The following is a 14,154-nucleotide window of genomic DNA, read 5'->3' as shown; positions in this document are numbered from 1 at the left end:
ACCGGATTTAGAAGTTTTTGTTAAGGATGATATGACTTGAAATTGCCGCAAGACCATTCCTGAATCCGCGGGTATAGCTGATAACAATACCATGACCTACACCTTCGTTTAGCTTTGCCTGCTCTTCGATTTCTTTGACCTGACTGATATGGCTCTCGGCAATTTCCTTTTTAACAACAAGCTCTTCTACCGTATCTATCATTCCACTTCTGCTTCTGCTGGTGATGTGAAAATTGATTTGCCGGATAAAATCTTCGTAGAACGTTTTTACTTTCCTGATAGATCTTTCCAGGTCGTTTTTCAACGCAACCACATTCTGATTCAGATGAGTTGCATCTGGATTTATCAATGCATCGTTATACCCCTTGGATTCATAATTCTTGTCGAGAAAATCGTACAGAAGATGGATGCCACCATTGAACGGAACTGCAGTTTTTTCGCCAGGTTGCTCTTTTTCCGGCGCCTCTTTTTCAATAAAAGTAGTTTCGGGGATATCGGGTACTGCGTTTTCGATCGCCAGGGCGTGGGAATGGCCATTTTGGCGTTGCCGGTTGAAAATATCAAATAAGCTCATAGATATTTTATTAAATGGTGATTGTTGGTACTTTGTATTTATTATGTCCTTTATTATGACAGGATTCGCAAAGCGTGATCAGCAGGTGACCGGGGTAGTCCCAGGGGAGGCGGAATTTTTGCTCGCTTGCTATGAAGTGATATTGCCGGTGATGTACCTGCAGGTCTTTGTGGCTATGGCAATGTACACAGCGATACATATCGCGGTGCAGTATCTCCTTTCGTTTCATTTTCCAGTGGGGATGAAACAGAAGCGCACCATAACTGCCATGGGATTTGCTATTCAGGAAATCCTGTTCCGGGGTTTTGGCTGGGGGAGATTGAGCAGGAATATCCTCCCGGATATACCTGCTGTAAAACTGATCTCCCTTAAATTGCAAATATCTGTACGGCACATCGTTTGGAGTTGTCATAATAACACAGGTTAGCATTTATTGAAATATAGTTACAATTGCATCCGGTTCATTGCTCCCACTTACAAAGGGTTCTGGTTGCCATTGCTTTCTCAAGGTTAATACTGATGATTTGATGCTTACAATTACTTAATCCACGGCATTTTGAATTATAATGATATCTTGTAGCACTTTTGCTGTCGCAGATATATACTGTTACCTGGTTACAGTGGATATAACTTATAAGCAGCCAGGCGTATAGGATTTTCATGGCTTGATGATTCGGGAAAGAAAGGGGTTACAGAACAACTGGTTTAGCGTTTAACTTGTATGGCAGGTGCTGCAACAGGTTAAACAACCATTTGCCTTTTGATGATGTTTCTTTGCTTCACGAATAGCTTCCTGGCAGGTTTCAAATTCTCCCAAATAGATGCGGTTGTGCATTCCGGCAAAGTAATAGCAGGTGCTGACGTGAACTTCATGATCGCCATTCGGCTGTTCATTATTATTTGCATAATACAGCTGTTTCATAGTGTTATTTTTAATTTCGAAAAACAAAAATATATTTCGTTAACCTCCTTTTTTTACGGGAAACCGTAATCTGTTTTTTTCTTTTTTAATTGGTAAAAAGGATGTCCAATCTATATTTTCCATCTTTTTTTAAATACGGTTTTCCGTATTCTGCAGTCTGTTCCCATACTTAACTTGCGGGAAATATTCATTCCGATTAATCAGTTCTACAATCTCATTTATGACAACAATTTTTCGTGACTACCAGCAACTGGTCATGCGCACGTATGAACGCAAGAAGGCTAACAATACGTTACCACACGGCCTGATGCATCTCACACCTGCGAAGCTCAAAGATGAATGTATGAAAAGATGTACCAAAGATGTAAGCAGGCGGGATGAAAAGGTTATCAGGGATTTCTGTGGTGATTTAAACGAATCGAGAAGCTATCACGCCATCATTCAACGGTGCGACACGGATAAGTTCAGACCACTGGTGAATTACCTGAAAGGGAAGTCGGACAGCACGGAAGAGAAGAATATTGAGCTACTGGCATGGCTGATTGACTTTCGTGACAGGCCCTGGGAAATAGGGAAGGAGATTTCGGGTGATGATGATATGGATACAGGGCCGGTGTTAAATACCGCCCCGGAAACGGGAGGTGTGGAAACGACCACCGTTGGCCCGCCTTTAACCGGAGGCGTTGAAAAGGACCCGGTAGTTCCGGGGGAGAAGGAGAGTGATAGCCCTAAAACCGGAAGAAAATCCACGAAAACACTGGCTGCCGCAGTTATGTTATCGCTGGTGCTGGGCACAGGCAGTATGTGGTGGTGGAAAGATAAAACGCCGGGCTCGGGCGATTGTATGTATTGGCATGAAGATCATTACGAGCCTATACCCTGTAACGAAAAAATACCCAATACGATGATCATAGCGTTAGATGACATGAGGTTGAAGGGCTTCAGGAAGATTACCAGGCCCGATACTATCACCTACCAGGCTATAGGAAAGGTTTGGTATTCTAAAATTAACACGAATATAGAATACTTTACATCGGGAGGGGAGCATCCGGTAGTTTTTGGTCGCCAGCTGAAACCAATTACCCCCTACATTATAGAGAAGCATATTCTCACAGGTGTGATCAGGAAATAGCAGCGCTGTTACCTGATGTTGATGACAACCTTACCTTTTGCCCGCCCGCTCTCAACATAGGTCAATGCCTCTTCTGTTTTTGCGAATGGGAAGACCTTATCAACAACGGGATTTATGATGCCGGCATCAATAAGCGCAGTGATCCTGCTTAACTGGCTGCCTTCCGCCCGCATAAAGAGGAAGGAATAATCTACGCCCCTGCGTTTTGCTTTCCTGCGTATGCCGAGGCTCAGGAGCGCCATGAGCATTTTCAGTGGCCAACCCAGCCCGATCTCTTTGGCAAAACCGGTGTCGGGGGGACCGGAAATAGAGATAAGTTTTCCACCCGGCTTTAGCACCCGGAGTGACTTTTCGAGTGTGCTCGTATCCTGGCTGTTCAGCACTACATCATAATCGTGCAGGATGGCTTCAAAATCTTCCTTTTTATAATCGATCACTATATCAGCGCCGAGTGCTTTTACCCAGGCAACATTTGTTGTGCCGGTTGTAGTTGCCACGGTAGCGCCGATATATTTAGCCAATTGAATGGCAATAGTTCCTACACCGCCGGAGCCAGCCTGGATGAAAACTTTTTGCCCTTTTTTCAGGTCTGCTTTTTCAACAAGCGCCTGCCATGCTGTTAGGGCAACAAGGGGGATAGATGCCGCTTCTTCCATGGTAAGTTTTTTAGGTTTGAGCGCTATGTCGGCTTCATCTACAGCAATCAGCTCGGCAAAAGTACCGATACGATGATCTGCTGGCCGTGCGTACACCTCATCACCTGCTTTAAAGCGGCTGACATTCGCACCCGTTTTTATGATCACACCTGCAACATCGTGCCCCAGAACAAGTGGCGTTTTGTAGGGTAGGATAAGTTTAAACTCTCCATTTTTGATCTTTGAATCCAATAAGTTCACGCTGGCGGAATATATCCTGATCAATACGTCATTTTCCTTTATAACGGGTTCCGCAATCTCCTGCATATGTAATTTTTCTTTCCTGCCGTAACGATCTATAATAAATGCTTTCATTTTATAAAGCTTGTTTTAAGTTATATTATAGTGCACCATTAACTCTTTTCAGAATAGAGTTTTCAAAAATGCTGTATGCAAAACGTTGCAGTGTAAGAATAAGGGAGGAGCCTTTGCCCACAGGAGCATTGAATTTTGGATCTTCTTCATCTACAATTTTCAGAACAGTATTTATGACCGGCTCCGGCCCGGCTGCATTATCAAATTCCTTTTTTGTGAACACTGCGACTTTTTGCCGGAATATATCGTAATCGTTAATTTCCCCATGAGAGGTAACTGCATTTTCCCCGATGTTGGTTTTGAAGCCCATAGGCTCAACCATACTTACTTTGATATTAAATTGCTTTAATTCAAACCGCAGTGATTTGAAATATCCCTCCAGGGCGTGTTTGGAAGCTGAGTAGTAAGCAACATTGGGAAGCCCGATTAAACCAAGGATAGAGCCAATGGTAATTATTTTGCCCTGCTTTTGCTTTCTGAAATACGGCAGCAGTTCATTGGTGAGCTTAATCGTTCCCCAGAAGTTTGTTTCAAATTGTTGTTTCCCCAATTCAACAGAAGTCTCTTCAGCGAGCCCTCTTACCAAATACCCTGCATTATTTATCAACACATCGAGGTGATCGATCTGACTGAACAGTTGCCTGGCAAAAGATACAATCGAATGATCGTCGGCAATATCCAATGCTAATAATTTAAATGGCAGCTTATCTTTATATTTATCCGGGTTGCGGCTGGTGCCAATCACATGGTAACCATTTTCATGCAGGCGGTTGGCAATAAGAAGGCCGAAGCCTGAAGAAGCTCCCGTTACTAAAATTGTTTGTTTCATTTTATGTTGTTTTGTATTTTTACTTGCATTTTACAAGTGTAAAGATAGTAATTACTTTCAAAATGCAAGTGATTTCTAAAAATGTTTTTATGCCTAAAGCCAAAAAGAGGTCAGATTGCCCGGTTAGTTGTTCACTCGATATATGGGGAGATAAGTGGTCATTATTGATTGTCAGGGACTTGTTGTTCGCAAAGGAGTGCACTTATGGTGATTTTTTAAAGTCGGCGGAAGGAATATCCACTAATATCCTGGCGGCCCGTTTACTGGCGCTGGAGGAAAACAGGATCATCGAAAAATTACCTCATCCGGATAGTAAAGCCAAAGTGTTATACAGGTTAACCCGCAAAGGGATTGACTTGCTCCCCTTAATGATTGAAATAAATCTGTGGGCTGAAAAATACTTTTCTATACCGGAAGATAGAAAAGCGATGCTGAAGGAGGTGAAAAAGGATAAGACCGGATTTATTAAAGCCCTGACTAAAAAACTGGAGAGTTGATTTAATATTCGCAGCCAATACCTTTTCTTATTGGGCTGTTTTTTATGCGGGTTTATGATTTAAAATATTGCAACCCCAATATATATACTATTGGGGTTTAAGAGCACTCTTTTTTTGTTTTGACCTCTTATTTTCCCCTCACAATACCTATATTTATTGTATATTAATTACCGGCTGGTTTTAGCAACTTTTGCCTGGAATTCCTGAAGGCCCGATTTGAAAACCTTTTACGAACAATGTAATAAGCAACCAAAATCTAATGTAACAATCTGATAACATTACCTTCTGTTAATTCAATAACAACATTTTTAGCTTTACGGGCTGATTTGCTTTTGGGATCTGCCATAAATTTATTTTAAAACATCACTTAACGAATGTTATGCCATAGGCTTAGCGTAGCCCGTCATTTAATCAACAGCAACGACCAATTATCACTAATTAAACAACAAATCACTTAAAGATTGCTTTATGAACAAAATCTATTATTGTAGGTTTTCATTACGATTTCCCGTGAAATTGCTGACTGCTGTCCCTTGCTGGATAGTATGCCTGTGCTTCGCCTGCTTACCGGCGCTGGCGCAGGACAAATTCAGGGTTCAGGGCAGGATCACAGACGACAAGAATCAGCCCCTCCCGGGTGTAAGTATTTCTGAAGTTGGCACACGCAACGGTGTGGTGTCGGATGTGGAGGGAAATTACCGGTTAGAGGTTGCCGGTGGTAACAGTACCCTGCATATTGCATTTGTAGGGTACGAAAGCAAAGAGGTAAATATAAACGGGGCACATAGCCTGGATGTATCTTTGAAGGCGCAGCTCAAACAACTGAACGATGTAGTGATCACAGGTTACGGTAAAACCAGTAAAAAGAATGTGATCGGGGCCATCAGCTCCGTTGGATCAGGAGAATTTACACAGGGCGTTATTGCATCTCCGTCGATGTTACTGCAGGGTAAAGTACCTGGTTTAACGATCACAAAAAGTGGTAACCCCAACCAGAACCCCAGCGTAATACTGAGAGGACCATCTACCTTGCGCAGCGGGGCACAGGAACCGTTTTACGTGATCGACGGGGTGCCGGGAGCGCCTATCGACATGGTGGCGCCGGATGATATCGCAAGCATCGACGTTCTCAAGGACGGTGCTTCCACCGCTATCTATGGGGCCAGGGCTGCCAACGGCGTAATTATGGTAACCACCCGCCGCCCTAAAATGGACCAGCTGCGTATTGCCTATAACGCTTATGTTGGTCTTGAAAAAGTATCCAAACGGCTTGAAGTGCTTACCGGCGATGAATTACGCAAATACCTGGCAGATAATGGCCAGGTGCTCGCGGCTGCCAATAACGACGTGTACCCCGGTACAACTACCCCGGTAAATACTGACTGGCAAAAGGAAGTGCAACGGGATGCCGTTTCTCATAATCATAACCTGTCGCTCATGGGTGGTTCAAAAAGCACCACCTATGGATTTAGCATCAACTATCTCGATAACCCCGGTATCATTGTAGGCTCATCGCTGAAAAGAATGGGGATCCGTGCCAACATTGATCAGCGCGCATTCAACGACCGCCTGCGGTTGGGAGTGAACATCTTCAACTCATCTACTACACAAAACAATGTGCCGGATGCCGTGTTGTCGAATATGCTGAACTACCTGCCCACGGTGCTGGTAAAACGGCCCGACGGCAGCTATACAGAAGACTATGCAGGTAATATCCGTGGCTCCAATAACCCGGTATCACTCATCGATAACAACAGCGATGAAACGAAGATCAACAAGTTCCTGGGTAATGGTCTTGCAGAAGTAAAAATACTCCCCGGTCTTACCTATACGCTGAGCCTTTCCACCCAGCGCGAACAGGTAACGAGAAATGTATATTACAACAGCTTGTCTGTGCTCGCAAAAGGGCTTAACGGTAAAGCTACCCGCCTGGCCTGGACAAACACCCGTAATATCATTGAGTCTTATTTTAACTATGATAAAACGGTTGGCAAACACAATTTCAAGGTGTTGGCCGGTTATTCCTGGCAGGAAGACCACAACGGCGACGGCTTTGGCGTGAGCACACAGGGCTTTGGCAGCGATGCGCTTTCCTGGAATAATCTCAGCCTGAGCAACCCACCCCCCGGCACCGTTGTATTCGATAACTCTGCTACCAGCACCCTTACCACCCTGCGTTTGATCTCTTACTATGGCAGGATCAATTACCAGTATGCCGATAAATACTATTTCCAGGCCTCGCTGCGTAATGACGGATCTTCTGCCTTTGGTAAAAACAACCGATGGGGTTACTTCCCGGCAGTATCAGCAGGATGGCGTATCAGCCAGGAGCCGTTTATGCAGAAAAGTGAGTTTTTTGATGACCTCAAGCTGAGGGTGAGCTATGGAGTATCCGGTAACTCGCTGGGCTTTGATCCGCTGGCGGCGCAGCTGCAATACAGCAACACGGGCCGTTATTATGATAATGGTAACCTGATCAATGCCATCGCTCCGGTACAAAACCCTAACCCCGACCTGAAATGGGAACGTACCGCCATGTTTAATGCCGGTATCGACTTTGCCATCTTTAAAGGAAGGCTGAGCGGTGCGGTAGACTACTACGATAAACAAACCTCAGATCTTATCTGGAACTACCCGGTATCTACCACTCAATACATTACCACCACCTTACTGGCAAACGTTGGTAAAGTAAGTAACAAGGGCGTGGAAGTAGTGCTGAATGCTGAACCGGTGAGCAATAAAAACTTCTCGTGGAAAACTTCCATCAACGTATCACATAATACCAACAGCATCAGCGCACTTTCCAGCGGAAGGTTTACGTTGAAAGATATTCCCACCGCCATCCTGGGTGGTAAAGGGCAGTCCGGTAACTGGAGCCAGAAAATACTGGAAGGACAACCCATTGGTACATTTACCCTGTTTCATTACCTGGGAAAAGATAAGGACGGCGTGTCTACCTACCAGAAAGCTGATGGTACGGTTACTACCTCTCCCAGCATCGGCGACCTGATGCAGGCCGGCAATGCGCAGCCCAGTATCACTTACGGGTGGAGCAACACCTTCACCTATAAGGGGTTTGATCTGAATATCTTTATCCGCGGGGTATCCGGCAACAAGATACTCAACGCCACCACTGCAGCGCTAAACACGCCAACAGATGCGAAAATGACCAACATCCTGAAGTTTACAACCGGGGAGTCCTATAACGATAAGAACTCTTTCCTTATTTCCGACAGGTTCCTGGAAAATGGTTCCTACCTGCGTTTGGATAACCTGACCCTGGGGTATACTTTCAAGATCAGAAGTAACTACATCAGTAAACTGCGTATATACGGTAACGTTAACAATGTATTTATTATTACCGATTATACAGGCATAGATCCTGAAATTGATCTCGGTGGCCTCACCCCGGGCATTGACGCCAGGAACTATTATCCTAAGACCCGGTCATTCATCTTTGGTCTGAATGCTATTTTTTAATCCATCTGACTGTTTAAAAATAAAGATATGAGCTATAAAAGAATCCTTGGCATTTTCCTGCTTGCCGCAATGGCATTTACCGCCTGTAGCAAGCTGGATGTAGATGTAGAGTCGAAATATACGCCTTCCAACTTTCCCTCCAATAACGCTTCCTATGCAGCCGCCATTGGAGCCGTGTATTCACAGCTTGCCAATACCAAATCCGGTGATGCTACCTACTGGATGAATGGTACCGGTTTCAGTTACGGGGTGGACTACTGGATGTTGCAGGAGTTCTCTACCGATGAGGCCATTATCCCGGCCCGTGATGGTAATTACGACGATGGCGGAAAATACCGTTTTATGCACCTGCATACCTGGGGCAGCAGTCATCCATACGTGATCAGTTCCTGGCAATGGGGTTTTGGCGGCATTAATATTGCCAACAATGCCATCAACCTGGTAAACGGGTTACCCGCCGGGGATTATAAATCCTCTTCTCTTGCGGAACTGAAGGCTATGCGTTCGCTCTTCTACTTTTTTATGATGGACCTGTATGGAAATATTCCCATAATCGATACTTTCCCGGTAAACACGCTCCCGGCCACCAAGCCGCGTAAGGAAGTATTTGCCTTTATTGAGAACACGCTGAAATCGGCCTTGCCGGACCTTACTACCAAAGTGGATGGCAGCACCTACGGGCGCGCTACCAAATGGCTGGCCTTTGCATTGCTGGAAAAAATGTATCTCAATGCTGAGTATTATACAGGTACACCGCGTTATACTGATGCGGTAGCGATGGCAGACAGTATCCTCCTGAATGCGCCTTATTCACTGGATGCCGATTATGCGTCTATCTTTAAACCGGATAATGGCCCGCAGATCAAGGAAACCATTTTCGCCATTCCTTATGATGCGAATCTCATTCCCGGTTGTCACTTTACCCGTTTCTGCCTGCATCCCTTCCTGAAGGAGCGCTTTGACCTGCCGGCGGCATTCGGGCCAAGTGTGGCGCTGAGCACTATTCCTGATTTCTATGCTTATTTTAACCAGCCGAACGATGTGCGTAACAATACCTGGCTATCCGGTAAACAGTATAACAAAGATAGTACCCCCAACATTGTTCATACCACTACCAAAACGCTGGATGCATCTTCTCCCGGTGCTGATACGCCGATCGACTGGTGGGTGGAAATTTTCCCTGCTTTAACGCTGAAACCGGGCGGAGAAGCCAAACTTGATGTAGGTAACGATCTTAAAGGACAACTGAAAGGCGTGCGCTCCATCAAATACTATCCCGACAAAAACCTGAATACCGCCACCCGTTTCCAGAACACGGATCTTCCGGTGCTGCGCCTGGCAGATGTGATCATGATGAAAGCAGAGGCTATTCTCCGTGGCGCTGCGCCTACAGTGGTAAAAGGAGAGTTGCAAACCGCCGATGTACTGGTGAACAAGATCCGCAGCCGTGCAGGCACCACCCCATTGGTGGGCACTACACTGCCTATGATCCTGGATGAGCGTGCCCGCGAATTTGCCTGGGAAGCCTGGAGAAGAAATGACCTGATCCGCTTTGGTAAATTTGAAGGCAAGTGGGGCTTCAAACCGGCTGATAAGGATGTTTTCCGCCGTGTGTTCCCTATTCCGGCAATAGAGCTGGCACTGAACCCTAACCTGGTGCCCAACCCGGGATATTAAACGGGTTTTTCCACAAAAAATAAATGATATAACAACCGCATTGATCGAAGGATCGATGCGGTTGTTTATCTCAATAAATATTTCCGGATTCTGGAAGAGGGCTGTTAAAAAAATAAGTTCAAATGCCAATTTATTGTTACATTCAATTTTCCTAAAAAGATCTTCTTATGTTATGGACTTTACTCATTGGCGGCATTGCAGGATGGCTTGCCGGTAAATTAATGCGTGGCGATGGATTTGGAGTGCTCATAGATATCCTGGTAGGTGTTGTTGGTGGCTGGCTGGGCGGCTGGTTATTCGGCAGGCTGGGCATCCATATTGGAAACGGCTTTATTGGTTCCCTTATAGTAGCATTGGTAGGATCAGTGATCCTTATCTGGCTGGTGCGGCTTGTAAAAGGGAAATAACCGCCTTCCGGAGCTAATGCCCGTTCGCGTTATCAATGCGTTTCCATTCTGCATCTTTGCCGGAATCGTTATAAGTAACCAGTAGCATACCTCCGTTTGCCTGCTTCAATAATTCAAATCTTATAGGAGTTTCTTTTGTATAAAAATAATTCTCTCTCAGTGCATATAACCTGACATCAGGAAGACCGGCTTTGGGACAGCGTACATACAAATCACTTCCTTTCATGGTAAATATCATCTGCCATTCCTCATTATGCCTATAGGTGCCGGCATATTGCCTGAGCACCTTTTCGGGTAGCTGAATATCTTCCTGCAGTGGCTTATCCATAGCAAGCCTGGCTATATCATTCGTAGCCATCACCCATTCACGGTCGGCCTTATAGCAATTGAACAGGGTAATGATGCGTATATCCTTTTCGGGGATATAAATAAGGTCAGCCTGGTACCCGTCCGTTGAGCCGCTATGCTCAATGGTGGTCATGCTATCAAGGCCTGATATGAACCATCCATAACCGTATTCCGATAAGCGGCCATTTTTTAAAGTAAAAGGGCTGGTTGCTTTTTTTAGCATTTCTTTGCTTATTAATTTTCCGTCAAACAGCGCCTGGTGCCAATGTAACAGATCCATTGCGTTGGATAGCAGTCCGCCGGCTGCATAAATGGACGTGATTTCCTGTAACGCGGCGTTCTCTGTTTTACCATTAAACCTGGAATAGCCGGTTGCCAATTGCGACCGCCGGTCTGAAATCTGTCCGTAATAAGAATGCGGCATGCCTACCTTATTAAAAATATGTTGCCGGATAAAATCAGGATAAGTTAACCCGCTCACCTTTTCGATAATATAACCAAGCAGGTAGTAGTTGGAGTTGCTGTACCGGTATTGTGTACCCGGCCCGAACTCCAATGGTTCATCTTCAAAATATGAAATTGCTTCGCGTGGGGTATAATGTTGCCTTTCCTTTGCCGGATTTTTTATTTCGAAATAATTTTTTATCCCGGATGTATTGGTGAGCAGGTGTTCTATCGTTACCGGGTAGGTCTTAACCGGGAAATCGGGTATATATTGCTGTATAGTATCATCCAGGCGGATCTTGTTCTCTTCTGCCAGCATCAGGATGGCGGTAGCAGTAAATGGTTTGGTGAGAGAGCCGATCCGGAACACAGCGTCTTTTGCCATTTTTGTATTCTTTGTTATGTTGTCTTTACCAATGGCTTCATAGTATGATATTTCTTTCCCCCGGGCCACAAGTACTACCGCCCCCGGAGCAATCGTAAAAAGGTGCGTATTCACAAACTTATTGATCCTGTTTTCCCGATTTTCAGATCTTGCTGATTGGGCAAGACCGGGTGTAATACCCAGGCATACCAAAGAGATCAACAATAAAAAGAAAGCTTTTACCATATGAATAATTTGCCGGTGAAGGTAGCGCGAAATCAGTAGCCGAAGCTGTAAAGGGGAGCTATCAGACCTCTCAAAAACCGGATTTGAGCATAAATTGAGCAGCAGGACATAGCCAGGTTGACCCCTTCGGTATGTTGAAAGCTAAAAATTCCTGTGCAGCAGTAACCTGTTAGTTAGCGGTGCTTTTTAGTTATTAAATAATGAGTTACTTTTCACCTGAAATAAGATTTATGAAGAAGATAGGATTTTTATCGTTTGGGCACTGGTCTAACCATCCTGCCTATAAAACCCGTACGGCAGGTGATACTTTGCTGCAGTCCATTGACCTGGCTGTTGCTGCCGAAGAAATCGGTTTAGACGGCGCCTATTTCCGCGTACATCATTTTGCAGCCCAGCTGGCGTCGCCATTTCCATTGCTTTCAGCAATAGGCGCCAAAACAAGCAAAATAGAGATAGGAACGGGGGTAATTGATATGCGGTATGAAAATCCCCTGTATATGGTGGAAGATGCCGGGGCTGCCGACCTGATCTCGGAGGGGCGGTTACAATTGGGGATCAGCAGGGGCTCGCCGGAACAGGTAATTGACGGATGGCGGTATTTTGGATATGAACCGGCCGAAGGAGAAACAGACGCAGATATGGGGCGCCGCAAAGCGTTGGAATTCCTGGATAAGCTAAAAGGTGTAGGGTTTGCACAGCCTAACCCGTACCCGATGTTCCCGAATCCACCGGGTTTGCTGCGACTGGAACCGCACTCGGAAGGATTAAGGGAACGTATCTGGTGGGGAGCCGCCTCAAATGCAACTGCCGTTTGGGCTGCCGAAAATGGAATGTACCTTCAAAGCTCTACCCTGAAGCAGGATGAAAGTGGTAAGCCTTTCCATGTACAGCAGGCCGAACAGATCAGGTTGTACAAAGAAGCATGGAAGAAGGCGGGGCATCAGCGAGAACCAAGGGTTTCTGTGAGCCGGTCTATTTTCGCATTGGTAACCGACCAGGATCGCTATTTCTTCGGACAGGAATCCGACCGGACCGATAAGATCGGGGTGATAGAACCGGGTAAGCGCGCCATTTTCGGGAGAAGCTACGCTGCGGAACCGGACCAGCTTATAAAGGAATTAGCCGGGGATGAAGCCATCCAGGAAGCAGATACAATACTTCTGACAATACCCAATACCTTAGGCGTTGATTACAATGTGCATGTGCTCTCCTCTATTTTAGAGCATGTGGCGCCGGGGTTGGGATGGCGTTAAGACCAGGTACAGGTTACTACCTGTTCATGGCAGTAACTTGTACCTGATATACGCTGCTATGGCTGTAATAGCTTCTTTGCCCTGATCTATTACACCTCCCATTTGTACGAACCCGTGTATCATTTTCGGGTAAAGTTTTTCCGTTACCTGCACATTCGCGTGGCGAAGTTTTTCGGCATAGGCCATCCCTTCGTCCCGCAGCGGGTCGTACTCTGCGGTGATAATAAATGCATCAGGCATGCCTGATAAGTCATCGTTGAATATAGGCGCCGCCCTGATCCTGTCTTCCGTATAATATTCCCATAACTCAATCCCTTTCTCTAAAGTTAAAACAGGGCCTTCCGCAAATGCGCGCCAGGAGGGAGTATCAAGCGTGCAGCCGGTAAGAGGATAGATAAGTATCTGGCATGCCAGGTCCTTTAACTTACCTGCTACAGTAGTAGCCAGTGTACCTCCCGCACTGTCTCCTGCCACCGCTATATAACGGCTGTCTATATCCAATTCTGCTGCATGTTGCATGATCCATTGCGTAGCATCAATACAATCATTCAACCCATGGGGAAATGGGTATTCGGGAGCAAGCCGGTAATCGACCGAAATAACCACTACTCCTGATAAATTAGCCAATTGCCGCAAGGGGCGGTCGTGCGAATCAAGACTGCCTTTGAAGAAACCTCCGCCATGAAAAAAGACTAATACGGGTAATCTTTTTTTATCATCAGGCCGGTAGATCCTGATATTAATTGCCCGGCCGGTAAGCGCAATGGTTTTGTTCTCAACTGCAAACACTGCTTCCTCTTCCCCGGCAAGCGGCGCCAGCTCTTCATAGAGTGCTCTTGAAGCCAGCAGCTTGTTTTCGATGTGGGTAACATTAACAGACTTAACATAAGCCAAAACTTCCTGTACCTGTGGTAATATTTCCATTTTATTATCTTTTGAAAACAAATTTCCACAGAAGTGCGATATAAGTA

13 protein-coding genes are annotated in these 14,154 nt (G+C 45.5%); 6 read left to right on the top strand and 7 right to left on the bottom strand.

Annotated features, from left to right (window positions below):
- Nucleotides 1–7: 7 nt before the first annotated feature.
- From ABIE50_RS26615 to ABIE50_RS26605, 3 genes are all read right to left on the bottom strand, one after another.
- A complete protein-coding gene (locus ABIE50_RS26615) occupies nucleotides 8–574 on the bottom strand; it encodes a hypothetical protein (RefSeq protein WP_209865695.1) in 567 nt (188 codons plus the stop codon).
- A 10-nt stretch (nucleotides 575–584) separates the two neighbouring features.
- Complete coding sequence (locus ABIE50_RS26610) at nucleotides 585–986, bottom strand: hypothetical protein (RefSeq protein ID WP_354028191.1); 402 nt, start codon at nucleotides 984–986, stop codon at nucleotides 585–587.
- 300 nt (nucleotides 987–1,286) lie between these two features.
- Nucleotides 1,287–1,496 carry a hypothetical protein gene (locus ABIE50_RS26605; protein ID WP_209865693.1) on the bottom strand — a complete coding sequence of 70 codons (210 nt, stop codon included), beginning with the start codon at nucleotides 1,494–1,496 and terminating at the stop codon, nucleotides 1,287–1,289.
- 220 nt (nucleotides 1,497–1,716) lie between these two features.
- Here ABIE50_RS26605 and ABIE50_RS26600 point away from each other — a divergent pair, with 220 nt between their 5' ends.
- The gene (locus tag ABIE50_RS26600; RefSeq protein ID WP_209865690.1) at nucleotides 1,717–2,628 is read left to right on the top strand and encodes a hypothetical protein; all 912 of its coding nucleotides are present in this window, start codon (nucleotides 1,717–1,719) and stop codon (nucleotides 2,626–2,628) included.
- Nucleotides 2,629–2,636: 8 nt separating this feature from the next.
- On the opposite strand, the gene ABIE50_RS26595 is transcribed toward ABIE50_RS26600, so the two are convergent.
- Both ABIE50_RS26595 and ABIE50_RS26590 read right to left on the bottom strand, forming a co-directional pair.
- Nucleotides 2,637–3,638, bottom strand: coding sequence for an NADP-dependent oxidoreductase (locus ABIE50_RS26595; RefSeq protein WP_209865687.1), 1,002 nt, complete (start codon nucleotides 3,636–3,638; stop codon nucleotides 2,637–2,639).
- Nucleotides 3,639–3,663: 25 nt separating this feature from the next.
- Entirely contained in the window at nucleotides 3,664–4,467 is an 804-nt protein-coding gene (locus ABIE50_RS26590; RefSeq protein ID WP_209865683.1) for an SDR family oxidoreductase, read from the bottom strand.
- An 89-nt stretch (nucleotides 4,468–4,556) separates the two neighbouring features.
- On the opposite strand from ABIE50_RS26590, the gene ABIE50_RS26585 reads away from it, so the two are divergent.
- The 4 genes from ABIE50_RS26585 to ABIE50_RS26570 all read left to right on the top strand — a co-directional run bounded on the left by ABIE50_RS26585 (nucleotide 4,557) and on the right by ABIE50_RS26570 (nucleotide 10,528).
- A complete protein-coding gene (locus ABIE50_RS26585) occupies nucleotides 4,557–4,964 on the top strand; it encodes a winged helix-turn-helix transcriptional regulator (RefSeq protein ID WP_142687687.1) in 408 nt (135 codons plus the stop codon).
- A 510-nt stretch (nucleotides 4,965–5,474) separates the two neighbouring features.
- Nucleotides 5,475–8,444 carry a SusC/RagA family TonB-linked outer membrane protein gene (locus ABIE50_RS26580; protein WP_209865670.1) on the top strand — a complete coding sequence of 990 codons (2,970 nt, stop codon included), beginning with the start codon at nucleotides 5,475–5,477 and terminating at the stop codon, nucleotides 8,442–8,444.
- 27 nt (nucleotides 8,445–8,471) lie between these two features.
- Nucleotides 8,472–10,121 (top strand): RagB/SusD family nutrient uptake outer membrane protein, encoded by a 1,650-nt coding sequence (locus tag ABIE50_RS26575; protein WP_354028190.1) that lies wholly within the window; start codon nucleotides 8,472–8,474, stop codon nucleotides 10,119–10,121.
- A gap of 167 nt (nucleotides 10,122–10,288) precedes the next feature.
- The gene (locus tag ABIE50_RS26570) at nucleotides 10,289–10,528 is read left to right on the top strand and encodes a GlsB/YeaQ/YmgE family stress response membrane protein (protein WP_209865667.1); all 240 of its coding nucleotides are present in this window, start codon (nucleotides 10,289–10,291) and stop codon (nucleotides 10,526–10,528) included.
- A gap of 13 nt (nucleotides 10,529–10,541) precedes the next feature.
- Here the strand turns inward: ABIE50_RS26570 and ABIE50_RS26565 are convergent, their stop codons facing one another.
- Nucleotides 10,542–11,930, bottom strand: a complete 1,389-nt coding sequence (locus ABIE50_RS26565; protein ID WP_209865664.1) for a serine hydrolase domain-containing protein — start codon at nucleotides 11,928–11,930, stop codon at nucleotides 10,542–10,544.
- Nucleotides 11,931–12,160: 230 nt separating this feature from the next.
- On the opposite strand from ABIE50_RS26565, the gene ABIE50_RS26560 reads away from it, so the two are divergent.
- Nucleotides 12,161–13,183: an LLM class flavin-dependent oxidoreductase gene (locus ABIE50_RS26560; protein WP_209865661.1), complete on the top strand. Its 1,023-nt coding sequence runs from the start codon at nucleotides 12,161–12,163 to the stop codon at nucleotides 13,181–13,183.
- Nucleotides 13,184–13,207: 24 nt separating this feature from the next.
- On the opposite strand, the gene ABIE50_RS26555 is transcribed toward ABIE50_RS26560, so the two are convergent.
- Nucleotides 13,208–14,107 (bottom strand): alpha/beta hydrolase, encoded by a 900-nt coding sequence (locus tag ABIE50_RS26555; RefSeq protein WP_209865658.1) that lies wholly within the window; start codon nucleotides 14,105–14,107, stop codon nucleotides 13,208–13,210.
- Between the last annotated feature and the right edge of the window lie 47 nt (nucleotides 14,108–14,154).

It is taken from the genome of Chitinophaga sp. OAE865 (assembly GCF_040546735.1).
GTDB classification, from domain to species: domain Bacteria; phylum Bacteroidota; class Bacteroidia; order Chitinophagales; family Chitinophagaceae; genus Chitinophaga; species Chitinophaga polysaccharea_A.
The sequence above is the reverse complement of the archived record's forward strand: the minus strand, read 5'-3'. Positions and strand labels throughout refer to the sequence as shown.

Excerpts from the sequence above, each read along its gene's own strand:
- ABIE50_RS26560 (WP_209865661.1), top strand. The coding sequence starts at position 12,161 with ATGAAGAAGATAGGATTTTTATCGTTTGGGCACTGGTCTAACCATCCT.
- ABIE50_RS26615 (WP_209865695.1), bottom strand. The coding sequence starts at position 574 with ATGAGCTTATTTGATATTTTCAACCGGCAACGCCAAAATGGCCATTCC.
- ABIE50_RS26610 (WP_354028191.1), bottom strand. The coding sequence starts at position 986 with ATGACAACTCCAAACGATGTGCCGTACAGATATTTGCAATTTAAGGGA.
- ABIE50_RS26565 (WP_209865664.1), bottom strand. The coding sequence starts at position 11,930 with ATGGTAAAAGCTTTCTTTTTATTGTTGATCTCTTTGGTATGCCTGGGT.
- ABIE50_RS26605 (WP_209865693.1), bottom strand. The coding sequence starts at position 1,496 with ATGAAACAGCTGTATTATGCAAATAATAATGAACAGCCGAATGGCGAT.
- ABIE50_RS26590 (WP_209865683.1), bottom strand. The coding sequence starts at position 4,467 with ATGAAACAAACAATTTTAGTAACGGGAGCTTCTTCAGGCTTCGGCCTT.
- ABIE50_RS26600 (WP_209865690.1), top strand. The coding sequence starts at position 1,717 with ATGACAACAATTTTTCGTGACTACCAGCAACTGGTCATGCGCACGTAT.
- ABIE50_RS26575 (WP_354028190.1), top strand. The coding sequence starts at position 8,472 with ATGAGCTATAAAAGAATCCTTGGCATTTTCCTGCTTGCCGCAATGGCA.
- ABIE50_RS26595 (WP_209865687.1), bottom strand. The coding sequence starts at position 3,638 with ATGAAAGCATTTATTATAGATCGTTACGGCAGGAAAGAAAAATTACAT.
- ABIE50_RS26585 (WP_142687687.1), top strand. The coding sequence starts at position 4,557 with ATGCCTAAAGCCAAAAAGAGGTCAGATTGCCCGGTTAGTTGTTCACTC.
- ABIE50_RS26555 (WP_209865658.1), bottom strand. The coding sequence starts at position 14,107 with ATGGAAATATTACCACAGGTACAGGAAGTTTTGGCTTATGTTAAGTCT.
- ABIE50_RS26570 (WP_209865667.1), top strand. The coding sequence starts at position 10,289 with ATGTTATGGACTTTACTCATTGGCGGCATTGCAGGATGGCTTGCCGGT.